The sequence below is a fragment of the Halorussus sp. MSC15.2 genome (assembly GCF_010747475.1).
Lineage (GTDB): Archaea > Halobacteriota > Halobacteria > Halobacteriales > Haladaptataceae > Halorussus.
The window spans coordinates 1338626-1360165 of sequence record NZ_VSLZ01000001.1; the positions used below are offsets into that span (position 1 = coordinate 1338626).

The 21540-nt window shown below is 68.4% G+C and carries 20 protein-coding genes; 6 read left to right on the forward strand and 14 right to left on the reverse strand.

The window, feature by feature from the left end:
- Positions 1-37 precede the first annotated feature (37 nt).
- Genes FXF75_RS06955 through FXF75_RS06985 form a run of 7 tightly spaced genes read right to left on the reverse strand, consistent with a single transcriptional unit; the run spans position 38 to position 7364 of the window.
- Positions 38-1126, reverse strand: coding sequence for a GNAT family N-acetyltransferase (locus FXF75_RS06955; protein WP_163520965.1), 1089 nt, complete (start codon positions 1124-1126; stop codon positions 38-40).
- The gene (locus FXF75_RS06960) at positions 1123-2250 is read right to left on the reverse strand and encodes a polysaccharide deacetylase family protein (RefSeq protein ID WP_309221764.1); all 1128 of its coding nucleotides are present in this window, start codon (positions 2248-2250) and stop codon (positions 1123-1125) included. Before FXF75_RS06960 ends, FXF75_RS06955 begins: the two co-directional genes overlap by 4 nt.
- Positions 2243-3304: a non-hydrolyzing UDP-N-acetylglucosamine 2-epimerase gene (gene wecB / locus FXF75_RS06965; RefSeq protein ID WP_163520966.1), complete on the reverse strand. Its 1062-nt coding sequence runs from the start codon at positions 3302-3304 to the stop codon at positions 2243-2245. The genes FXF75_RS06960 and wecB overlap by 8 nt, the downstream gene beginning before the upstream one ends.
- Entirely contained in the window at positions 3301-4722 is a 1422-nt protein-coding gene (locus FXF75_RS06970; protein ID WP_163520968.1) for a nucleotide sugar dehydrogenase, read from the reverse strand. Before FXF75_RS06970 ends, wecB begins: the two co-directional genes overlap by 4 nt.
- On the reverse strand, positions 4719-5708 hold the full coding sequence (locus tag FXF75_RS06975; RefSeq protein WP_163520969.1) for a Gfo/Idh/MocA family protein: 990 nt from the start codon (positions 5706-5708) through the stop codon (positions 4719-4721). Before FXF75_RS06975 ends, FXF75_RS06970 begins: the two co-directional genes overlap by 4 nt.
- Complete coding sequence (locus FXF75_RS06980) at positions 5698-6786, reverse strand: DegT/DnrJ/EryC1/StrS aminotransferase family protein (protein WP_163520971.1); 1089 nt, start codon at positions 6784-6786, stop codon at positions 5698-5700. Before FXF75_RS06980 ends, FXF75_RS06975 begins: the two co-directional genes overlap by 11 nt.
- A complete protein-coding gene (locus tag FXF75_RS06985; protein WP_163521149.1) occupies positions 6783-7364 on the reverse strand; it encodes an acyltransferase in 582 nt (193 codons plus the stop codon). The genes FXF75_RS06980 and FXF75_RS06985 overlap by 4 nt, the downstream gene beginning before the upstream one ends.
- Before the next feature lie 493 nt (positions 7365-7857).
- Between FXF75_RS06985 and FXF75_RS06990 the strand changes: the two genes are divergently transcribed.
- Both FXF75_RS06990 and glmM read left to right on the forward strand, forming a co-directional pair.
- Positions 7858-8418: a hypothetical protein gene (locus FXF75_RS06990; RefSeq protein ID WP_163520973.1), complete on the forward strand. Its 561-nt coding sequence runs from the start codon at positions 7858-7860 to the stop codon at positions 8416-8418.
- A 1-nt stretch (position 8419) separates the two neighbouring features.
- Positions 8420-9778 carry a phosphoglucosamine mutase gene (gene glmM, locus FXF75_RS06995; RefSeq protein ID WP_163520974.1) on the forward strand — a complete coding sequence of 453 codons (1359 nt, stop codon included), beginning with the start codon at positions 8420-8422 and terminating at the stop codon, positions 9776-9778.
- 88 nt (positions 9779-9866) lie between these two features.
- Here glmM and FXF75_RS07000 read toward each other — a convergent pair whose 3' ends face one another.
- From FXF75_RS07000 to FXF75_RS07010, 3 genes are all read right to left on the reverse strand, one after another.
- Complete coding sequence (locus tag FXF75_RS07000; RefSeq protein ID WP_163520976.1) at positions 9867-10094, reverse strand: hypothetical protein; 228 nt, start codon at positions 10092-10094, stop codon at positions 9867-9869.
- Positions 10084-10251: a hypothetical protein gene (locus tag FXF75_RS07005; RefSeq protein WP_163520977.1), complete on the reverse strand. Its 168-nt coding sequence runs from the start codon at positions 10249-10251 to the stop codon at positions 10084-10086. Before FXF75_RS07005 ends, FXF75_RS07000 begins: the two co-directional genes overlap by 11 nt.
- Before the next feature lie 583 nt (positions 10252-10834).
- Entirely contained in the window at positions 10835-12370 is a 1536-nt protein-coding gene (locus FXF75_RS07010) for a right-handed parallel beta-helix repeat-containing protein (protein WP_163520979.1), read from the reverse strand.
- Positions 12371-12600: 230 nt separating this feature from the next.
- Between FXF75_RS07010 and FXF75_RS07015 the strand changes: the two genes are divergently transcribed.
- From FXF75_RS07015 to FXF75_RS23460, 4 genes are all read left to right on the forward strand, one after another.
- The gene (locus tag FXF75_RS07015; RefSeq protein ID WP_163520981.1) at positions 12601-14235 is read left to right on the forward strand and encodes an alkaline phosphatase family protein; all 1635 of its coding nucleotides are present in this window, start codon (positions 12601-12603) and stop codon (positions 14233-14235) included.
- An 8-nt stretch (positions 14236-14243) separates the two neighbouring features.
- Complete coding sequence (locus tag FXF75_RS07020) at positions 14244-15266, forward strand: GNAT family N-acetyltransferase (RefSeq protein WP_163520982.1); 1023 nt, start codon at positions 14244-14246, stop codon at positions 15264-15266.
- A 145-nt stretch (positions 15267-15411) separates the two neighbouring features.
- Complete coding sequence (locus FXF75_RS07025) at positions 15412-15630, forward strand: hypothetical protein (protein ID WP_163520984.1); 219 nt, start codon at positions 15412-15414, stop codon at positions 15628-15630.
- Between the two features lie 314 nt (positions 15631-15944).
- Positions 15945-17702 (forward strand): alkaline phosphatase family protein, encoded by a 1758-nt coding sequence (locus tag FXF75_RS23460; RefSeq protein WP_205427228.1) that lies wholly within the window; start codon positions 15945-15947, stop codon positions 17700-17702.
- 80 nt (positions 17703-17782) lie between these two features.
- Here FXF75_RS23460 and FXF75_RS07035 read toward each other — a convergent pair whose 3' ends face one another.
- The 4 genes from FXF75_RS07035 to FXF75_RS07050 form a co-directional block, all read right to left on the reverse strand.
- Positions 17783-18169, reverse strand: coding sequence for a methylglyoxal synthase (locus FXF75_RS07035; protein ID WP_163520986.1), 387 nt, complete (start codon positions 18167-18169; stop codon positions 17783-17785).
- A 118-nt stretch (positions 18170-18287) separates the two neighbouring features.
- A complete protein-coding gene (locus FXF75_RS07040) occupies positions 18288-19709 on the reverse strand; it encodes a hypothetical protein (RefSeq protein ID WP_163520987.1) in 1422 nt (473 codons plus the stop codon).
- 127 nt (positions 19710-19836) lie between these two features.
- The gene (locus tag FXF75_RS07045) at positions 19837-20430 is read right to left on the reverse strand and encodes a metal-dependent hydrolase (protein ID WP_163520989.1); all 594 of its coding nucleotides are present in this window, start codon (positions 20428-20430) and stop codon (positions 19837-19839) included.
- A gap of 47 nt (positions 20431-20477) precedes the next feature.
- Positions 20478-21494, reverse strand: coding sequence for a DUF1616 domain-containing protein (locus tag FXF75_RS07050; RefSeq protein ID WP_163520991.1), 1017 nt, complete (start codon positions 21492-21494; stop codon positions 20478-20480).
- Between the last annotated feature and the right edge of the window lie 46 nt (positions 21495-21540).

A 21540-nucleotide genomic window follows, 5' to 3' on the forward strand; every position in this document is an offset into this window, starting at 1 on the left:
TCGCTACTGCGGTTCGCGCGCCGGGCGGGTCAGACGCTCACTGGACGAGTTTGTATGCCCGCTTCGCGACGTCCATCGCCGCGCCCTCCGACTCCACGACGTAGTAGGGCACGAGGTCCGCGCCGAACTTGGCCTTGTACCGGCAGAGGCGCTCGGTGTTCGCGCCCATCAGGTCGTACTGGGTCACCGACTCGACCGGCGGGTCCTCGATGAGGTCCTCGACCAGTCGCCAGTGGATGAGGCTGTTGACCGCGGTCCCCTCGTAGATGCACTTCGCGCCGCCCTGCCAGAAGTAGGCGTGGTCGTTCGAGTAGAGCGCGGTGATGCCCGAGAGGTACTCGCCGTCGCCGTCGCGGGCGACGTAAGCCCGCGCCCGGTCGTTCTCCGCCAGCGCCTCGAACAGGTCCCGGACGTACGGCCACGTCAGCGCGAACGGTTCGTCCTGCTCGGCGTAGCGCGCCTTCGTCGCCTCGAACACGTCGCGTGCGCCCTCCACTCCTTCGGTCTGGACGGTCACGTCGAGTTCCTCGGCGTCCCGAATCTCCCGGCGGAGGCTCTTGGAGAACGACTTGCGCACGTCGTCGGCGCTCCGGTCGGCCACGTCGAGGAAGTAGGTGAAGTTCGGTTCGACCTGCAGGTTCCCCCACGCGTACGGCCGGGGGTCGCCGTAGGCCGCGTTGCACTCCATCCGGAAGAGCGTCAGTCGCGAGTCCACGTCGAGTCGGTCCAGAACCGTCTCGGCCATCGGCGACTCCACGCCGGCCTCGGCGAGTCGCCGGTCCAGACCGAGGTCGGTGCCGACCTGCTGGAGCACTTTCTCGGTGAACTCGTTGTTGACCTTCTCCTGCTTGCGGCGCTTCGGACTCGTCGGCATCAGAATCGGCCCGAGGCGCGGGATGCCCATGCTCGGCGGCGGCGACGTGACCGCGGTCCCCACCGACTTCCGCTGGACGAACACCGGCAGGAGCGCGATGGGCTGTTGGCCCTTGAACCCGCCGAACAGTTTCATCTCGGCGTCGGTGTGGCGCGCGACCACCTCCAGCGCCTCCGGTCGGTGAAACACTTCGAATCCGTCACTCGGCAGCGCAGACTCCCACTCCGACAGTTCGAGTTGCTCGACTCTCATCCTGTTGACTCCGTGTTAGCACCGCTTTTCACTTTGTTATCGTCCACCTGTTCGGTGTGTAGGCGTCCCCTGTGGCGGTTTTCGGCGCGGCCGGTCGCGGCGGTACTCGGGTCGTCCGTCTCCGCTCTCTGGGTTTCCGAGTCGTCGGTCCCGACCGCTTCGGCCGCGGTTCGCGCCTCGCCGTCCACGGGGTGGGCCATCCGGTCGTAGTAGTCGGCGGGCGGGCCGACCCACGCGCCCATCTCCAGCGCTCGCTCGACGAGGCGCCGGTAGAGACGCCGATACCCCGGGAAGTCGGTCTGATTGAACAGTCGAGGGTGCCACAGCGCCGACATCACCGCGCCCTCGTCGGCGGCCTCCGCCAGCAGTCGCTCGCACTCGGACCACGCCGCCGCGAAGTCTTCGCCGGGGTCCGGAAGCGCGCACTCCATGACGGTCAGCGGGAACACCACGAACTCGTCGTCGAACGGCCGGAGCGGCAGGTAGCCGTGGTCGAACCCGTACTCCTCGCTCGACCCGAGGCTGGCGTCGTACCGCAGGCCGAGCGCGCGGTGGTGGTCCCACGTCTCCGGCCCGCGATTGAGGTGGTGCTGGCGACCCCCGACAACCTCTTCGCCGAGCGCGGCCTCCAGTCCGGTCTTCTCCATCCGAAGGCGGTCCCTGTCGTCGTACGAGTCGTAGGAACCGTGGAGACCGACCTCCCACCCGCCGTCCCGGAGGCGGTCGAGCAGGGCGAGCATCTCGGGCGTCTCGATGTCGTACCGACCCAGATGCTCGACCCAGTAGAAGGGGTCCAGCCAGTCGCTCGGCGAGCGTTCGAGGACGTGCTGCTCGCGCAGGAAGTAGAACGCCGAGCGGACGCCCAGCGACGCTTCGAGGTCCGTGATTTCCTCGAACTGCCACCACGGGTTCTCGCCGGGCAGCAGTCCAGTCAGTTGGCGGGGGTCGCGGTGTTCGACGGCGTGGTACACCGACTGGACCGTCTTGTACGGTCGGTCCACGTCGTGAGTCAGCAGCAGCGCGAACTCGGCGTCGGCGACCGCCGACGGGACGCCGGCGACGTGAGGGTCGTCTTCCGGTCCGGTCCGTCGCGGGTCCGCGCCCGAATCGTCGGGGTTAGGCATCGTCCAACAGGGTAGTGATTCGGGCCGCGGCGTCGCCGTCGCCGTAAGGTCGGGGCTTCTCGGACGGCGGGTCGGCGTTCGCCAGCGCGCGGCGGATGCGCTCCGGGTCCGCGCCGACCAGCGCGTTCCACCCGGCTTCGACCGTCTCGAGCCACTCGGTCTCCTCGCGCATCGTCACGCAGGGCGTGTCGAGGAAGAACGCTTCCTTCTGGACGCCGCCGGAGTCGGTCGCCACCGCGTCGGCGCAGTCCTGCAGGCGCACGAAGTCGAGGTAGCCCGCCGGGTCGGTCAGGGTCAGTCGCTCCCGGGCGTCCTCGTAGAGTTCGTATTCCCGCATACGGTTTACCGTGCGGGGATGTGCGGGCAGGACGACCTCCCGGGGGTCCTCGGCCAGCGCGTCGAGGATGGCCGCGAGTTTCTCGGGGTCGTCGGTGTTGCCCGCGCGGTGGACCGTCGCCAGCACGTACTCGCCCGCCTCCACGCCGAGGTCCTCCAGCACCGTCGAGTGTTCCTCGGCCCGGTCGCGCGCCCAGAGGACGGCGTCGTACATCACGTCGCCGGTGTCGTGGACCGCGCCCGGGACCGACTCCTCGCGGAGGTTCTCGACCGCGCGCCGGGAGGGCGCGAACAGGAAGTCGGCGGCGTGGTCGGTCAGCACCCGATTGACCTCCTCGGGCATCTCGCGGTTGTAGCTCCGGAGTCCGGCCTCGACGTGGGCGAGGTCGGTGTCCATCTTCGACGCCGCTACCGCCGCCGCCAGCGTGGAGTTAGTGTCACCGTAGACCAGCACCGCGTCTGGGTCCTCGGTCTCGATTCGCTCTTCGAGACCGACTATCATCTCGGCGGTCTGCGCGCCGTGGCTGTCCGACCCCACGCCGAGGTTGTCGTCGGGTTCCGGGATGCCCAACTCGTCGAAGAACACGTCCGACATCTCCTCGTCGTAGTGTTGGCCCGTGTGGACCAGCACCTCCTCGTGACTCCGGCGGAGTTCGCGGGACACCGCGGCGGCCTTGACGAACTGGGGTCTCGCGCCGACCACGGTCAGAACCTTCATCGTCGGCCCTCCTCGCGGTCGGCCGCGTCGATACGTCCGTCCGTCGCGTTCGAGTTCGTTTCCATTGATTCTCCGCTCCCGATTGTGTACACTCGGTGGTCGGTCCCGTCGAGTTCGAGCGTCTGGCGGCCGTCCACGACCACCAGCGGGTCGAACCGACCCCACGAGATGTCGTCGAACTCCTCGTGGGGCGTCACGAGCACGACCGCGTCGAGTCCGCGGTCGTAAATCTCATCCTGCGATATCATTTCGGCGGCGAACCCCTCGGCGTCGTCCAGCATGGGGTCCACCGCGACGACCTCCGCGCCGAGGTCCGCGAGTCGCTCGGCGATTGGACCGGCGGGCGTGGCGCGGGTCTCCTCGACGCCGGGCCGGTAGGTCAACCCCAGTACCCCGACCGTGGCGTCCTCCGGCGAGACGCCCTCGGCGTCGAGTTCGCGGGTCAGCGTCTCGACCGTGAACCGTGGCATCGAGTCGTTGACCTCGCGGGCGGTCTCCAGCAGTCTGGCCTCGGTGTCGAACCCGTTGATGACGAAGTAGGGGTAGTAGGGGATGCAGTGACCCCCGACGCCGGGACCGGGCGTGTGAATCTCGCAGAACGGTTGGGTGTTGGCCGTCTCGATGGCCTCGTTCACGTCGATGCCCAGTTCGTCGGTCAGCGTCGCCAACTCGTTGGCCAGCGCGATGTTCACGTCCCGGTAGAGACCCTCGAACACCTTGACGGCCTCCGCGGTCGTGGCGTCCGAGACCGCGAGCACGTCGTTGTCCGTGATTTCGCCGTAGACCAACGCCGCGACTCGGGTGCTCTCGTCGTCCGCGCCGCCGACCACCTTCGGGTACGCGCCGCGGATGTCTTCGAGCGCCCGCCCGCTGGCGGTCCGCTCCGGGCAGAACGCGAGACCGAACTCGTCGTGGCCCGCCGCCTCGGCGAGCATCGGTTCGAGAAGGTCCTCGCAGGTCCGGGGCGGTACCGTACACTCCACGACGACGAGGTCGCCGGGGTCGAGTCCCGACCCGACGTCTTCGGCCACCGACTGCAGGATGGAGAGGTCGGCCTCGTGGTCGTCTGTGATGGGCGTCGGCACGATGACGACGTGCAGCGCCGCGCGGTCCGCCGCTTCCGCGGGGTCGTCGGTGGCCTCGAACGCGCCCTCTCGGACCGTTTCGGCGACCAGTTCGGGCAGGCCGGGTTCGCGCTTGACGTGGCACGCTCCGTCGTTGACGGTCTCGACCACCTCGGGGTCCACGTCTGCGCCGACGACGTTGCCCGACACGTCGGCGTACACCGCGGCGAGGGGGAGTCCCATCTTGCCGAGACCGTACACCGCGACCGGGACCCGCCCGGAGCGGAACGCCTCGCGCTGGTCGGACTCGGGCAGGTCGCTGTCGTACAGGTGGACGACCTCCTGCAGGCTCACCGGGCGCTCACCTCCGCGGGCCGTCGCTCGTCGGCCGCGATGTCGTCGATGCGCCGCACCACTTCGAGGACGCGCAGGCCGTCCTCGCCCGAGACCACCGGGTCGGCGTCCGAGGTGGCCGCGGCGACGAACGACTCCAGTTGGTTCTTGAGCGGTTCGCCCGTCTCGACGGTCGGGCGCTCCACGATGCTCTCGTGGCGGTAGCGCACGTCGCCGTTGTCCTCGATGTACTCGGGCAGCGAGTGGCGGTGAATCTCGACCGACCGGTCGATGTAATCGACGTTCACCCGACAGCTCTCGGCGGTTATCGAGAGTTTGCGGACCCGCTGTTGGGTCACCCTGCTCGCGGTGAGCGAGGCGACGGTCCCGTCGCCGAACTCGAGGGACGCGGTGGCGTACTGGTTGTTCTTGACCCCGTTCGCGGTGACGTTTTCGGGGGCCTCCCCGAGCATCGCCAGCACCACGTCCACGTCGTGAATCATCAGGTCCAGCACCGCGCTCTCGTCCACCCCTCGGTCCTCCGGCGGCGGTCCGAGTCGGTGGGCTTCGACCGCGATGACGTCGAGGTCGGCCACGATGTCGGCCAGCGCCCGAATCGCGGGGTTGAACCGCTCGATGTGGCCGACCTGTATCGTCACGCCAGCGTCGTCGGCGCGCTCTATCAGTTGGCGGCCGACCGCGGGGTCGTCCACGAACGGTTTCTCGACTAGCACGTCCACGCCGTGGTCGATGCAGTCGCTCGCGATGTCGGCGTGGAACTGGGTCGGGACAGCGATGGAGGCCACGTCGGCGGCGTCGAGGAGCGCGTCCATGTCCATCGCGCGCGTGCCGTGGTCCTCGGCGACTTCCCGGGCCTGCTCGTCGTCCACGTCGAAGACGCCGACCAGATTCACGTTCGGCAGTTCGCTGTACACTCGCGCGTGGTGGCGGCCCATGTTTCCGACGCCCACGACCGCGGCGTTCGTCGGGTTGCGTTCAACGTTCATACTCTTGGATAGCGGCGGTGATAGTTCGGAGGTCGTCTTCGGAGACGTTCGGGTGGACCGGCAGGGAGAGCGCCTGCTCGGCGGTTCGCTCCGCGACCGGGGCGGTGTGGCTCACGCCGTCGTAGGCCGGTTGCTCGTGGATGGGCGTCGGGTAGTAGACGCCCGTGCCGACGCCCTCGTCGGCGAGGTGGTCGGCGAGTCCGTCCCTGTCGTCGGTCCGAATCGTGTACTGGTGGTAGACGTGGCGGCGGTCGTCGGGTTCGGTCGGCGTCACCACGTCGGCGTCGGCCAGCGCGTCGGTGAGGGCGGCGGCGTTCGACCGCCGGGCCTCGTTGAAGTCGGGCAGGCGGTCCAACTGGACCCGGCCGATGGCGGCCGCCATCGAGGTCATCCGGAAGTTGTGCCCGACCCGGACGTGTTCGTAGCCACCCGAGGGCGGCCGACCGTGGTTGACGAAACTCGCGGCGCGTTCGGCCACGTCCTCGCGGTCGGTGGTTATCATCCCGCCCTCTCCCGTGGTCATGTTCTTGGTCGGGTACATCGAGAAGCAGGCCGCGTCGCCGAACGACCCGACGGTCCGCCCGTCGAACGCCGCGCCGTGGGCCTGTGCGGCGTCCTCGACCACCGCGAGGTCGTACTCGTCGGCCACGTCGAGCAGGCGGTCCATCTCCGCGGGGAGTCCGTAGAGGTGGACCGGCACGACGGCGGCCACGTCGTACTCGCGCCGAATCGCCTCCTCGACCGCGGTCGGGTCGAGGTTGAAGGTGTCGGGGTCGATGTCGGCGAACACGGGTTCCGCGCCCGCGAGTCGAATCGCGTTGGCGCTGGCCACGAACGAGAACGGCGTGGTCACCACCTTGTCGCCCTCGCCGACGCCGACCGCTTCGAGGGCGGCGTGGAGCGCGGTGGTGCCGTTGCTCGTGGCGACGGCGTAGTCGGTCTCGCAGAACGCCGCGAACTCGTCCTCGAACGCCCGCACTTCGGGACCGTCGGCGATTCGCCCCGACGCCATGACCTCGCGGACGCGCTCGATTTCGCGCTCGCCCATCTCGGGGGCGGCGATGGGAACGTCGGTCATGCGATGTCGTTCCCCCCGTCGAGGGCCTCGGGCAGCGAGCGATGCTCAGCGGGCGCGCCCATCGCCAGCGTCTCGGGCGGGACGTCCTCGGTCACGACCGCTCCGGCCGCGACGAACGACCCCTCGCCGACGGTGACGCCGGGGAGGAGCGTGGCGTTCGCGCCGACCGAAACGTGGTCTTCGAGAGTCGGGCCTTCCAACTCCACGTCCTTCCGAATCGGGTAGGGGTCGTTGGTCAGGACCGCGCGGGGACCGACGAACACCTCGCTCCCGATGGTGGTGTCGGTCGGCACGTAGACGCCCGTCTGGAGGCTGACGTGCGACCCGATGGTCGTCGTCCCGTCGATTACCGTGTCGGTGCCGACCACCACGTCGTCGCCGATTCGGGTATCCTCGCGCACGAGGACGTCGTGGCCGGTCGTGAAGTCGTCGCCTATCTCCACGTCGGCGTAGACGATGCTCCCAGAACGAATCGTGGCGCGGTCGCCCACGACCGGCGGCGACGCGCCGTCGCGGTGGCGGTGGCCGACCGTGGCGGCCGGGGAGACGTGGCAGTCGTCGCCGAGTCGGGGGTCGATTCGACCGTCGGTCTCGGACCGGGTGTCGGCTTCGGTCACGGTGTACTCACCTCCGCGCGTGAACGGGGAACCGTTCGAACGCTCGTAGTCGGTAGCGGAATCATAGTAGGTCAGTCGCTCTGCCCGGCCGTATCGCCGGACGGCGGGCCGGGCGTTATCGACTCAATGACCTGCTGACCTCTTTGTTATATGGCACCTTGAGACCGAGTATCCGCGGCCTATCCGGCCACCGTCGGGGGAATCCGGTCTCGCGCCTCGCCGGTTTCGGCCGCGAACGACAGGCACCCCGTGTCCCGACACCGACGCGGACAACTGGGTCGTACCGGCGGTCCGAGCGACCGTACCGTGACGTTACCCCCCGACAGCAACTGGGTAACAAAGTGCCAACGTGCCAATTTCAAGGGTATGCGGCGGTCTTACCTGCGGACATCCTCCCAACCCGGTGGCTCTGAACGTGTATCGCCTCCGACGACCTGCCGATACCGACGGGAGCATGTCTCGCGCTGACGAACTCTCTCAGGACGAGGTCTTCGAGGTCCTGAAGAGTCCACGACGTCGATACGCGCTGTACTACCTCCGTCGGGAGGGCGGCGAGTCCGAACTCTCCGACCTGACCGAGCAGGTCGCGGCGTGGGAGAACGAGACGACGCCCGCGGCGCTATCGACCGACCAGCGCAAGCGCGTGTACATCTCGCTCTACCAGACCCACCTCCCGAAACTCGACGAGGCGAACATCGTGGAGTACGACCGCGACGCGGGTATCGTCCGTCTGGGCGACCGGGCGGCCGACCTCGACATCTATCTAGGCGACGTCTCCCGCGAGGAGTTCCCGTGGGACCGATACTACCTCGCGCTGGTCGCGGCCAGTTCCGTCCTCGTCGCGGCGGTGTGGCTCGAGGTTCCGCTCTTCGGCGCGATTCCGGGACTCCTGTTGGCGACGCTCATTCTCGTCGTGTTCGGCGTGTCGGCGGTCGTCCACTTCCTGTCGTACAGGCGCGGCGGCACTGTCGGCACGCCGCCAGAACTGCATCACGCGAACGGAGAGGGCAACTGATATGTTCGGAACTAGCGGTATCCGCGGACGAGTCGGCGACGAAGTGACCTGCGACCTCGCGCTGGCGGTCGGGCGCGCGCTCGCCAGTGAGGGCTACGACCGCGTCGTCGTAGGCAGGGACGCCCGCGAGAGCGGCCGGATGCTCGCGGACGCGGCCGTCTCCGGTCTCCGGGAGTGCGGCGCGGACGCCGTCCGCCTCGGCGAGGCCGCGACCCCCACCGTGGCCCGGAGCGTCGGCTGGTTCGACGCCGACGCGGGCCTGATGGTGACCGCGAGCCACAACCCAGCCCCGGACAACGGACTGAAGCTCTGGAACCCCTCCGGGCAGGCGTTCGACGAGCGCCAACGCGAGACCATCGCCTCGCGCGTGCGCGAAGACGACTTCGACCTCCGGTCGTGGGACGAACTGGGCGGTGTCACCGAGCGGGACGACGCCGCGGAACGTCACGCGGCCGAAGTAGTCCGCGGGGCCGCGTCGGGCGACCTCTCTATCGTCGTGGACGTGGGCAACGGCGTCGGACAGGTCACGGCCGAGGCGCTCCGGCGACTGGGTCACGACGTGGTGACGCTCAACGAGCGGCCCGACGGTTCGTTCCCGGCGCGGCCGAGCGAACCCACCGCCGAGAACTGCCGGGCGCTCTCGTCGTTCGTGGCGGGCGGGGCGGGAACCGCCTCGGGGACGGGCGGTGATGCACCGAGAGGGTTCGACGCCGACCTCGGCATCGCCCACGACGGCGACGCCGACCGGATGCGGGCGGTCACCGAGCGCGGCGAGTTCGTGTCGGGCGACCTCCTGCTCGCGCTGTTCGCCCGCGAGGCCGCCAACCCCGGCGACGAGGTGGCGGTCCCGGTGGACACGAGTCTGACCGTCGCCGACCTGCTCGAAACGCAGGGCGTGTCGGTCTCGCGGACGCGCGTGGGCGACGTCTACGTGGCCGAGCGCGCGACCGACCCCGGGGTCGCCTTCGGCGGCGAACCGAGCGGCGCGTGGATATGGCCCGACGAGACTCTCTGCCCCGACGGTCCGCTGGCGGCGTGTCGGCTCGCGGGTCTGGTCTCGCGCCGGGGGTCGCTCGACGCGCTCGTGGGCGAAGTCGAGCGCTACCCGCTCCGACGCGGGAACGTCGAGACCGACCGGAAGGAGGCGGTCGTCGAGCGCGTCCGCGAGCGTGCCTTCGCGGCGTACGACGACGTGACGACACTCGACGGCGTGCGCGTCGGGACCGACGATGGGTGGTTCCTCGTGCGGGCCAGCGGGACCCAACCGCTGGTCCGAGTGACGGCGGAAGCAAGAAGCGAAGCGCGGACCGACGAACTGTTCGCGGAAGCCAGAGGTCTGGTCGAGGACGCGAGTCGATAGACGCCGAAGGGGAGAAGCAGTCGAACTGGGACGGAAACGAGGGCGGTCGGACGGAACGTACGCCAGACGCGGTCGAACGAGACGCGTGTTAGATGCGGTCCATCACGTCGCAGACCGAACGGGAGTCGGCGACGATGAACGCCTCCTCGCGGAGCATGTCCTCTTCTTCGGGGAGGAACATCAGGTGACCTCGGTCGTCCTTCCGGGCGCGGATGACCTCCCAGTCGTCCATCTCGTAGCCGAGGTCCGACGGCTCGGGGTCGCGGGGCGCTTCGCGCCAGCGCTCGCCGGTGTCCTGCGCGTTCTTAGGAGCCATCGTGACCCTCCGTTCCGCTGGCGGGACGGTCGGCGAACGAGGTCTCGGCCGATACGCGGTGTCTCTCCCCGGCGGAGACCGTAGTCGTCTCGTCGGACGCCCTCCCCGGAATCGTCGGTCGCGCCCCGGCGGGCGTCGCCGGGACTGCACCTGCCACGTTGGGAACCGAACGTCGGTCGAGAGGGGAAGACTCGGATTCGGAGTTGCGTGCCGTCGCGTCGCGTGCCATGCAATGTTCAATGCGTGATTACCACCTGAAAAAGGTACCGACTTGGGTTCAATGTCTGGTTATCAATTTAAGTAATACTCTTGTGCAGTGTCGGTCGGCAGCGAATCCCTCTCGCGGCCCGTTTACCGGAAAGCGCTCCACGAGTATAAGTTGAACTCCGTACACTCCGTCCGGTAATCTCGTCTTTCAGCGGTCGATTACCGACGGAACAGTGTGCAACAGTGATTGCGTAGACATGTACGCCCCCTGTTCGACGGGACACTCGACTCAGTTACCGTCACGCAAACGCGACGGTCGCTCGGAACGGAAGTCGAGGTGGTCTCGTAGGGGAGTGGAGTCGCGGAGAAAAAGGAGGGGGAGAGAGTTGGGGAGGGCGAAGGGAGAGTCCCGGAGGACGGGGACCGCAGAGAGGGCGACGCCGATAGCGGAGGGGCCTCCCGTCTCGACTCGCCGAGCAGTCGGCGACCGGAACGAGTTCGGGAACGCGTCAGTGGGGACCGACCGCCTCGTCTCAGGACCCGTCCTCGACGCGGACGTTCGCCGGACCGTCGAGGCTGAAGCCGGTTATCTCGCCGGAGAACCGGTAGCCGTCTTTGCCGCCGAACACCGCGCCCGTTATCGTCCCGTCCGAGACGCTGTCGCTCTGCTGGACCGACCCGAGGGCGGTGTCCTTGCGGACCGCGCCGCTGACCTCGAAGGTGTAATCGGCCGACGAGCGCGGTCGGTTGCCGCCGTCGATGACCAGTTTGTTCGGGAGCGTCAGGTCGTCCACGCCGACCTCGCTACCGCCGTGCTTGAGCGTCCAGACGCTTTCGTCGAGATTCATCGACGTGATGGCTCCGTCCACGAAGAAGGCGTCGCCGTACCCGTTGCCCGCGACGCCGGAGACGGTCACCGTGCCGTCGCCGTTGTCCGTCACGCTGTCGCCGCCCTCGGCGGTGTGGCCCGTCCCGGAGGTGCGCTTGCGGACGCTCCCCTCGACGGTGAACTCGTACGTGACGCTGGCGGCGCTGTCGTCCGGGACGAGTTCGAGCAGCGTGCCCTGCCCGTCGCCGGACTGCTGTCCGTCGTCCTTCGTGGAGGAGGTCGTGTCCGTGGACGACGAGGTGTTCGACGAGGAGTCTATCTGGCCGGAGGCGGCCTCCTCGGCCGACATCGGGACGCTGTCGGGGGCCGAGACGTCGGGACTCCCCGAGACGTTCACCTGCTCGACCGACCCGGTGACCGGCCCTTCGACTCTGCAGTTCTCCAGCGTGCCCGACCCGCCGTCGCTGGCGAACACGGCGTGAGACCCCGTGACCGAGATGTCGCAGTTGACGGCCTTCAGGCCGGACTGCTCCTTGAACCAGAGACCGCGGGCGTTGACCTGTCCCGACTCGTTCGAGGTCACCGCGTCCTGACTCTCGACGTGGATGACGCTGTCTTTGATGTAACTGCCGGGCGTGCCGAGCCGACAGTTCTCGATGTTGTTGTTCTTGAGGTAGGCGTTCTCTATCTGCGTGACGCCCATGGTCTGCTTGACCGTGTTGCCCGCGTGGGACATGTACATCCCGTCGGCCGACCATCCGGCCACGTGGATGTTCCGGATGGTGACCGTTCCGGCGTTGGCCCAGTCGGACACCGCGGCGTGTCCGCAGCGGTCCACCGCGCCGTCGCCCATGTAGATGTTCTCGGCCAGCGCCTCGCCCTCGTCGGTGCACCGGAGGTAGAACGTGGCGTAGGTGTTGCTCTTGCTGTCGTTCTGGCCTTTCACGCCGACGTTGCGGACGGTCCACCCGCTACCGTTCGTCATCAGTTTCACGTGCGCGCCGTCTGCCGTGATGTCGATGAGTTTGTTCTCGAACGTCTCGCCCGCGTCCACGTTGATGACCTTGGTCTCTCCGGCCGAGACCTCGATGGTGTCGTAGGACGCCGCCCCCACGGACCTGCTCGATGCGCCTGCCGCCGCGACCGACGCCGCCGCCGCACCCGCCAACTTGAGGTACGACCGTCGGTCGAGGAGTGAGTCTTCCGAACCGCGTTCGCGTGCCGTCTCGTCGCGTGCCATGTAATTCTCAATGCGACACTATCTATTCTTAAAGGTTCCGACTTCCGTTCAATGCTGCATTACTGATTTAAGTGTTATGGCTGCCGGTGGAACGGTCGGGACGGTCACACCGAAACCGACCGTTTCGAGCGAGTAACGGCGGCTTAACCCGGTATTTCCGCCGATAGGTGGTATCTCACGCCTGACAGACGGACCATAACAAAGGCCGAACGAACGGTGATGGACGGTACATGGCTGACCGCCCGCAGACGAGTTTGCAGACTCTCCTCGTCGGGATAGACGCGGGGTGTCGGTCGGTCCTCGACCCGCTCTTCGAGGCCGGTGCGGTGCCGCACTTGGAGTCGCTGTTCGAGACCGGCGCGGCCGGGCCGCTGGAGTCCCAGATTCCGCCGTGGACTCCGAGCGCGTGGCCCTCGCTGTACACCGGCGTCAACCCGGGCAAGCACGGGGTGTTCGGGTTCCTCACCTTCGACGGCTACGACTGGGACGTGGTGAACGCGACGCACGTCCGGGAGCGAACCCTCTGGGAACTCCTCGACGGTCACGACAAGTCCAGCGTCGTGGTCAACGCGCCGGTCACGCATCCGCCGCGCGAAATCGACGGCGCGGTGGTACCGGGCTACACCGCACCGGAGGACCCCGACTGCCACCCCGAGGGACTGCTCGACGAACTCCGCGACGAAATCGGCGAGTACCGGGTGTACGCGCCTCGAGACGCGGACGGTCGGGAGGCGGTGGAGTGGTACGAGCGCCTCGTGCGGATGCGGGGCCGAGCGTTCCGCCACCTCGCCGACCGCTTCGACCCAGAGTTCGGTTTCGTCCAGTTCCAGCAGACCGACACCGTCTTCCACGAGTTCCCGGGCGACCACGGCAAGGTCCGGGCCGTCTACGAGGCGGTGGACCGGCAGTTGGGGTCGATTCTGGAGGAGTGCGACCCCGACACCGTCGTCGTCGCCAGCGACCACGGCATGGGCGAGTACACCGGCCACGAGTTCCGGCCAAACGAGTTACTCCGCGAGCGGGGTCTCGTAGAGACCACCACCGAGGGCGAGGGGATGCCCACGTGGTCCACCATCGCCGACAACCAGTTGCAGGACGGCGAGGCGGGGAAGACCGTGGCGGACGACGACCCGACCCCGCTCGAACGCGTCGTGGCGGGACTCGCCGGAGTCGGACTCACCAGTCAGCGCATCCACGCCGCCCTCGACGCGGTTGGTCTGGCCGACTTCGTGGCCGAGCGCGTCCCGGCAGACGTGGCCCGCGCCGGGTCCGAGCAGGTCGATTTCCCGGACTCGCAGGCCTACATGCGGGACCGAATCGAACTCGGCGTCCGGGTGAATCTGGCGGGTCGCGAACCCGACGGCGTCGTCTCCGAGGCGGAGTACGACCGCCTCCGCGAGGACCTCGTGGACCTGCTCTCCGACGTCGAGACGCCCGAGGGCGAACCGGTCTTCGAGCGAGTCGCCCGGCGCGAGGAGGTCTTCTCGGGTCCCTACGTCGAGGAGGCTCCGGACGTGGTCACGGTCCCGCGCGACTACGACGAGTTCCTCTCGACCAGGGTCGGCGACGGCCAGTTCGCCCCGCCGAGCGAACCCTACAACCACAAGCGCGACGGCATCGTGGCGATTTCGGGGGACGGTGTGAATCCCAGCGCGGACCTCTCGGACGCGCACCTCTTCGACGTGGCCCCGACGATTCTGGCGACGATGGGAGTTCCGGCGGCCGAGCGCATGGACGGGTCGGTCCTCCCGGCGGTCGGGGCGGTCGGCACGGAATCGTACCCCGCGTTCGACGCGGGCGGACAGGTTACGACTGACGACGGGGACGTGGAGGCGCGACTCGCGGACCTCGGTTACCTCGAATAACGCAGAGCATGAGCGTGACAATCATCGACAACGACGGCATCAGCATCGGACGAGCAACGGAGTTGGACCACCACGATTGGGACGACCTCGTGGAGCGGTCGCCTCAAGCGAGCGTCTTCCACTACCGGGGGTCGCTCTCGACGCAGGCCGACCACGCGGACGCCCGGGTCCACCCGCTCGTCGGCTACAAGGGGCAGGAACCGGTGGGACTGCTCCCCGTCTTCGAGACCCGGAAGGGCGGGATGACGACGGCGTTCTCCCCGGCACCGAGCCTCTGGGTCTCGTATCTCGGCCCGGCGCTCCTGAACCACCGAAAGCTCAAGCGCCGCAAGCGCGAGCGCCGCAACCGGCGGTTCGTGGAGGGGTGTCTCGACTGGGTGGAACGGGAACTCGGTCCTAAGTACGTCAACGTGCGGACCGCACCGTCGTATCGCGACGTGCGGCCCTTCGAGTGGCGGGACTTCGACATCGACGTGCGCCACACCTACTCGGTGGACCTCACCCCCGGCGAGGAGGACGTGCTGATGTCGTTCTCCAGCGACGCCCGGAACAACATCCGGACCGAGGGCGACTACCGGGTGTACGAGGGCGGTCGCGACGAGATTCGGACCATCATCTCGCAGGTCCGGGACCGCCACGACGAACAGGGCGAGAGCTACGGGGTGACCCCGGCGTTCGTGACGGACCTCTACGAGAAGCTACCGGAGGGGACGGTCAGGCCCTACGCCTGCGAAATCGACGGCGAGGTCGCCGGCGGGATGGTCGTGCTGGAGTCGGGCGACACCGCCTATCGGTGGCAGGGCGGCGCGAAACACGACCGCGACCTGCCGGTCAACGACCTCGTGGACTGGGCGGTCATGACCGACGCGATGGACCGCGGCGTCGAGAACTACGACCTCGTGGGCGCGAACGAGCAGCGACTCTGCGGCTACAAGGCCAAGTTCGGCCCGCGACTCCGGTCGTACTACACCATGGAGAAGGGGTCGCGGGTCACCAACGCGCTGTCGAGCGTCTACAAGAAATTTAGATAAACAGTTTCAACGGGCGAAGGGCTTATTTTCTTCCACGCTCTAATTTAATTATCGAAGGCGCTCCGCCACCGACCGACTCGTCGTTCTGGCGGCGTCACGCCGGGCGGGGTACCATCGAGCGGGAACCAACCCAGTCACTCGACCAATGACCTCCAAGAACCCCGACACCGAGTCCGAGCGGCCGACCCTCGTGCGGGCGAAACTCCGCCTGCGCGTCGAGCGTGCGAGCGTGCCGACGCTCGGCGAACTCGAAGGTCTCAAACTCGTGGTCGTGACCGACTCCGGCGGCCGACTCGCCAAGGCGATTCTCGTCCTGCTGGCGCTCGCCCTCTGGCACTTCGGAGTGGTCCCCGCACCGTGGTAGCGGATAGTTCGGACCTGCTACCGCGTACAGCAGTCGCTTAACCCGACGACTCGGCGGTAGCGCTGGCGTTCGCCGAAGCGCGACTCGACCGACGAAGCGGACTCGGTCCCCGAGCGCACTTCGACAGCCGGAAGTGGAGACTCGTCACCCGAAACCAGACGCTTCGGCTGATGAGACGTTGGTCCGGACGGAAATCACAGACTGCTTGACTCGTTAACCGTTCTGTGTCGTCGGCCTAAGCGCCCGACAACAATACGCCGCGAACGCATACTCCGGCCGAGAGCGGTCGCGGAGAACCCGACCGCGGGAGACCGATGTCGAGCAACCACAACACCGTCGTCCTCGGCTTCGATGCGCTGGACTTCAACTACCTCGACGCCTTCGAGTCGTCGCTGCCCAACTTCGCGTCGCTGCGCGAATCGGGGGTCGAGGCACCGCTGGAATCGACCTTCCCGCCGTGGACCGGGAGCGCGTGGCCGTCGATGTACACCGGGACCGACCCGAGCCATCACGGCACCTACGGCTTCTTCCACCACACCGACGGCTACCCAAGCGACGACGTGCTGGTCACGCGCGACCACGTCCGGGAACCGGCCATCTGGAACTATTTGACCGCGATATCGGAACCCGTCGTCGTGCTGAACGTCCCGGTCACGCACCCCGCCGAACCCGTCGAGGGCGTCCTCGTCCCGGGGTATCTCGCCCACGAGGAGGACGCGGGCTATCCCGAGGGCGTCCGGGACGAACTCTCCGAGGCCATCGGCGAAGAGTACCGAATCTACTCCGAGGCCGAGACCAGCGAGGACTGCGACGACAAGGAGGGGAGTTCGCTCGACCTGATTCGGATGCGCGGGGAGGCCGCCGAGTACCTGCTGACCGAGTACGACTGGCGGGTCGCGGTCGTGCAGGTCCAGAAGACCGACACCGTCTTCCACGACTTCGACGACCGCGAGGCGTTCCGCCGGGCGTACGAGCGCGCCGACGAGGTCCTCGGCCGGGTGCGAGCGGCCGCGGACGACGCCAACGTCGTGGTCTGTTCGGACCACGGCATGGGTCGGGTGGACGGCTACACCGTCTACGTCAACGAGATTCTCCGGAACGCCGGGTTCGTCGAGACCACCACCGACTCGTCGGGACCGAGCCTGATGACCGAGAAGGCGACCCTGACCGGGACGGCGTCGGACAGCGACGGGTCGGCGGCCGCGTCCGGAGGCGGTCCGTCGGTCACCGGACAGGTCGTCTCGGCCGCGACGGCCACGCTCGACCGGGTCGGGGTCTCCCCGGGCGACGCCTACGCGCTGGCGACGCGGCTGGGTCTCGGGGGGGTTCCTCTCGAACGTTCTCTCCTACGAGGCGGTGTCGGCCGCCAGCGAGGGCGTGGATTGGGCCGAATCGACGGCCTACTGCCGGAGCATCGAACTCGGGGCGCGGGTGAATCTGGCGGGCCGCGAACCCGAGGGCGTCGTCACGCCCGAGGAGTACGAGCAGGTCCGCGACGACCTGATTCGGACGCTCTCGGACCTCCGCACGCCCGACGGCGACCCCGTCTTCGAGTGGGTCAAACGGCGCGAGGAGGTGTACGACGGTCCCTTCGCGGAGTACGCCTGCGACGTGCTGTTCATGCCAGCCGACATGAACCACGTCCTCAGCACGAACCTCATCGGACAGGAGTTCGTGCCGGTGAACGACCACGACCACAAGCGCGACGGGGTGTTCCTCGCCGCGGGTCCGGCGTTCGAGGACGCCAGCGCCGGGTCCGTCCCCGACCGCCTCTCGCTCACCGACGTGGCCCCGATAGCGATGGCTGCCGCGGGTCTCGACGTGCCCGCCCGGATGACCGGCGAGGTGCCCGAGGACCTGCTCTCGGAGTCGGTCGCGCGGGCCGACTACGGCGAGGTCCCCTTCGGCAGCGACGACTCGCGGGGCGACGGCCCGGCCGACGACGGGTCGGTCGAGGAGCGTCTGAGCGACCTCGGCTACATCTGAGCGGTCCGCGACTTCTGGCCTCCCTGCGGTCGTCGCGTGCTGGCGCAATCGCCGTGCCGTGCGGTCTTCAGTTGCTCAAGCAGTAATCAGCTTCTTGCTCTCGTTCTACGAACGTCGTTCTCCGGCCTCCAGCACTACGTCACCGTCTTGATTCCTCACCTCCGTCTCACGCCGCTTCCTCCACCTCGGCGGCTAACCCGTCCAGCAGGTACTCCGCGGAGGCGCGGGTCGTCGCCATCGGCACGTCGTGGACGTCGCAGAGTCGCAGGAGCGCGGTGATGTCCGGTTCGTGGGCCTGCGCGGTCAGCGGGTCGCGCAGGAACACGATACCGTCGATGTCGCCCTCGACCACCTCCGCACCGATTTGAGTGTCGCCGCCGATGGGACCGGACTCCTTGCGCTCGACGTCGAGACCGATTTCGTCGGCGATTCGCTCACCGGTCGTGCCCGTGGCGACGAGGTCGAAGGTCGATAGCAGCGACTCGTACTCCCGGGCGAGCGACACGATGACTGGCTTTTCGTCGTCGTGGGCGATGAGTGCGACGCGAGGCATACCGACCCGTTATCGCGCAGGACGAAAAGCGTACTCGCGGGGTCAGATATTGACTGCGCCGAGCGCCGACGGAGTTCGGGACGTTCGGAGGCGCGTCTGGGCCGGACGGCGCTCGCGTTCAGCAGGACCCGTCCGTGGTGAGTTCGGTGGTCTTCACCGTCGCGGACTCGCTGACGACCGCCTCGCCGCTCACGTCGATGGTCGAGTTACTGACCGAACAGCCCTCGGCGTCGGTGACCGAGATGCCGTCACGGGACCCGCGAGGGTGCTGGATGCAGACGTTCTCGAACTGGCAGTCGTCGCGGCCGTTGGCGCGCACCGCTCTCCCGTCGCTCGCGGTGCCGGAGATGCGGAGACCCCGCGCCCTGAACCGCGTCCGCTTCGGGAGCGCGCCCATACTCGGGACGGTCTGGCCCTGCATGCTCTCGATGGGGTCCCGGACGTTGACCGCGAGGGTGTCGGCGTCGGTCCGAATCCGGGTGTTCTCCACGACGGCCTCGCCGAACTGCTGGCCGACGACGATACCGCCGGAACTGTAGGTGCCGGTGAGGTCGGTGATGGCGATGTCGCAGTCGCGGATGCGGACGCTGCCGCCCTCCTCGGCCCAGATACCGCGCATGTTCGGCTTGTGCTGGGGCTGTTTGGGGTTGTCCACGCGCACGGTCACGCCGCGGACCAGCGCGCCGTTCGTCCCGCCGCCGACCCGGACCTGCTCGATGCCGTTGTTGGCGTAGTACCCCCCGAGGACCCGGAGCGGGCCGGAGTGGTACGCCGCGTACAGTCCCTCGCGCCAGTGCTCGATTCGGCAGTCCCGAAAGGTGAGTCGGCCGACGCTGTCGGGGAACACGTAGAGGGCGTGGCCGTTGGTAGAGCCGTCGGGGAGCGAGAGGTTCTCGAACCGGAGGTCGGCGTTCGGGTCCGCGGCGGCGACCTCGAAGGCCGTCCGAGGTGCGCGTCGGTGCCCGCGGACCGTCACGTCCTTCACGGCGTTGGTACCGCCGCTCACCGAGATGTGCGACACCGGCGCGACGTTGTCGCCGCGACAGTCGATGGTGAACCCCGCGAACAGGAGTTCGCGGAGGTCGCCCCACATCAGCCAGTAGTTGACGTCCTTCGGCGGGACGAGCGCGGCGTCCTCGCCGACGATGCCGAGGTTCCGGTAGCCGGTCACTCGCCACTCGTCGAGTCGGTAACGGCCCGACGGGAAGTAGAGCAAGGTGTCGTCGCCGACGTGCTCTTCGAGAATTGGATTTATCGGCTCTCCGCCCGAGGCGTCCGCGCCCGCCTCCGCGACGTTCACGACCGTCCCGTAGTCGGCCGCCTCGACGAGGTCGTTGGTGGTCTGGGTCGGGTCGGTCTCCGTCCGAGTCGCCGTCTCGGCAGTCGCACCCGTGGTCGTCTCCGTGCGTCGAGCCGTGGTCTCTCGGGTCGTGGTATCGGGGGCGAACTCGCCGCACCCCGCGAGCGACCCGGCGACGACGGTCGCTCCGGCGGCGCGGAGCCACGCACGTCTCGTCGGCGGACTCTCGTCGTCGTTCACGCGGGTAGGTCCGTCCCTCGAAACCATTGTTATAGGTGGCCTGAGGCGGGCTACGCCGTCGCTTCGAGCGCAGTAAGCGTGCTACAGTGGACCAAGGGCCAGTCGAGTCCCGGAGGTCGGCCGCCGGTCAGCGCGGTTCTTCGGCAGGGCGACTCACCCGTACCCGCGACCAGACGGACCGGAGCGGCGGCGTGCCGTCGTACAGCCACAGCGCCACCACCGACGCGAGCAGGCCGAGTTCGACCGCGACGTACGCCGATATCGCGCCGCTGGCCAGTTCGGTCACGTACCGCGCGAACAGCGTCCGGACCATGTCGAGGAACCCCACGCCCGTCTCGGTCCCGGACGCCGGAATCGCTGGCCAGAACAGGAATCCGTAGCTGGGTTCGCTCCCGACGAGTAGCGGGAAGAAGGCGTCTGCCGGGAGGTGGCTGAGGTAACCGAACGCGAACGCCGCGCCGACGCTCCGACGGTCGAACGCCGCCGCCACCGTGACCGCGAGCGCCGCGACCGGCAGCGCCGCGAACAGCGAGTGGGCCAGCGAGTGGCCCGAGGGCAGGACGCCGAGCGTCCACGCCAGCGGCTTGTCCACGAGGTCCGGAAACTGCGTGCCGAGCGCTAACGCCGCGACCGGCCACGCCCGCGGCGCGCGACGACAGAGCGCGTGGACCAGAAGCGAGTAGCAGAGGTAGCCGACGGCGAGGTGTTCCCACGGCCACATGGATTAGTGATTGTCCATCAGAATCGGTGATAGTGTCTCGGGAGTCGTCACGCGGACACGTTCACCCAGACGTGGACGTTGCGATAGGCGTTCTCGGTGGTCGGGTCCGCCGGCGGGTCGCCCTCGTAGACGAGGTAGACCAGTCGGAGGTCCTCGCCGGTCATCGTCGGCGTCACCTCGTGGGTGGTCCGCCACTCCTGACCCGCGCCGACGGTCGGCGTGAACGTCGCCAGCGTCCGGTCCTCTACCACCTTCGCGCCGCCGTCGTCGGCCTGCCTGACCCGTTGGAGTTCGACCACGACCGAGTAACTCGTCTGCTCGCCCTCCTGGTTCGCCAGTTCGACCACCAGCGGTCGGCTCTCGCCGCGTTCGAAGTTCTCCGGGTAGTCGTCCGCGACGAGTTCGCCGGTCTCGTTCTGGGAGAGCAGCGAGACGCCGGTGAACTCCTGACTGTCACCCGGCGCGGCCACCGCGTAGCCGACGGCGGCCACGGCGACGACGACGGCGGCCGCGAGACCGACGTTGACCGCCCTGTCGGCCAGCGACCCCGTGGAGACGGCCCGCCGACCGCCGTCGGCCCACGCCCGAATCGAGAGCGCGAACCGGCGGTCGGCCGGACGCCGGAGGCGGCGCACCCCGGCCGCGGCGGAGAGGGAGACCGTCAGCGCCGCCACCGAGAGCAGGACGGTTCCCGGGTCGATGGCCCACGGCGAGACCGCGAGCGCGACGCCGAGTATCGGGAGTACCGCCAGACTGAGACCGAACCCGAGCGCCGCGCGCTCGGTCTCGACGAGTCCGTGTTGACGGACGGCGGCGAGCGTCCGACCGACCGCGGCGTCGTCCGGCGTCGCACCGGGGAACAGCAGCGCGACGAGCGCGTAGCCCGGTGCGAACAACACCAGCGGGAGACCGACTGCGACCCCCAGCGGCGACCCGTACACGCCGGGTCGGGACAGGAGCGCGACCGCGACCACGGCGTACCCGACGATAGCGAGCAGGTCGAGCGGGAGCGTCGGGCGGGCGAGGCGGTCCACGAGCGTCTCGTCTGTCGTTCCGTGACTCATGGGTCGTCCGGGGAGGCGGCGACGTTCGTCCGAGACTGACCGAGGA

Excerpts from the sequence above, each read along its gene's own strand:
- FXF75_RS07045 (WP_163520989.1), bottom strand. The coding sequence starts at position 20,430 with ATGTGGCCGTGGGAACACCTCGCCGTCGGCTACCTCTGCTACTCGCTT.
- FXF75_RS07010 (WP_163520979.1), bottom strand. The coding sequence starts at position 12,370 with ATGGCACGCGACGAGACGGCACGCGAACGCGGTTCGGAAGACTCACTC.
- FXF75_RS07020 (WP_163520982.1), top strand. The coding sequence starts at position 14,244 with ATGAGCGTGACAATCATCGACAACGACGGCATCAGCATCGGACGAGCA.
- FXF75_RS07025 (WP_163520984.1), top strand. The coding sequence starts at position 15,412 with ATGACCTCCAAGAACCCCGACACCGAGTCCGAGCGGCCGACCCTCGTG.
- FXF75_RS07035 (WP_163520986.1), bottom strand. The coding sequence starts at position 18,169 with ATGCCTCGCGTCGCACTCATCGCCCACGACGACGAAAAGCCAGTCATC.
- wecB (WP_163520966.1), bottom strand. The coding sequence starts at position 3,304 with ATGAAGGTTCTGACCGTGGTCGGCGCGAGACCCCAGTTCGTCAAGGCC.
- FXF75_RS23460 (WP_205427228.1), top strand. The coding sequence starts at position 15,945 with ATGTCGAGCAACCACAACACCGTCGTCCTCGGCTTCGATGCGCTGGAC.
- glmM (WP_163520974.1), top strand. The coding sequence starts at position 8,420 with ATGTTCGGAACTAGCGGTATCCGCGGACGAGTCGGCGACGAAGTGACC.
- FXF75_RS06975 (WP_163520969.1), bottom strand. The coding sequence starts at position 5,708 with ATGAACGTTGAACGCAACCCGACGAACGCCGCGGTCGTGGGCGTCGGA.
- FXF75_RS07000 (WP_163520976.1), bottom strand. The coding sequence starts at position 10,094 with ATGGCTCCTAAGAACGCGCAGGACACCGGCGAGCGCTGGCGCGAAGCG.
- FXF75_RS06955 (WP_163520965.1), bottom strand. The coding sequence starts at position 1,126 with ATGAGAGTCGAGCAACTCGAACTGTCGGAGTGGGAGTCTGCGCTGCCG.
- FXF75_RS07050 (WP_163520991.1), bottom strand. The coding sequence starts at position 21,494 with ATGAGTCACGGAACGACAGACGAGACGCTCGTGGACCGCCTCGCCCGC.
- FXF75_RS07015 (WP_163520981.1), top strand. The coding sequence starts at position 12,601 with ATGGCTGACCGCCCGCAGACGAGTTTGCAGACTCTCCTCGTCGGGATA.
- FXF75_RS06980 (WP_163520971.1), bottom strand. The coding sequence starts at position 6,786 with ATGACCGACGTTCCCATCGCCGCCCCCGAGATGGGCGAGCGCGAAATC.
- FXF75_RS06990 (WP_163520973.1), top strand. The coding sequence starts at position 7,858 with ATGTCTCGCGCTGACGAACTCTCTCAGGACGAGGTCTTCGAGGTCCTG.
- FXF75_RS06960 (WP_309221764.1), bottom strand. The coding sequence starts at position 2,250 with ATGCCTAACCCCGACGATTCGGGCGCGGACCCGCGACGGACCGGACCG.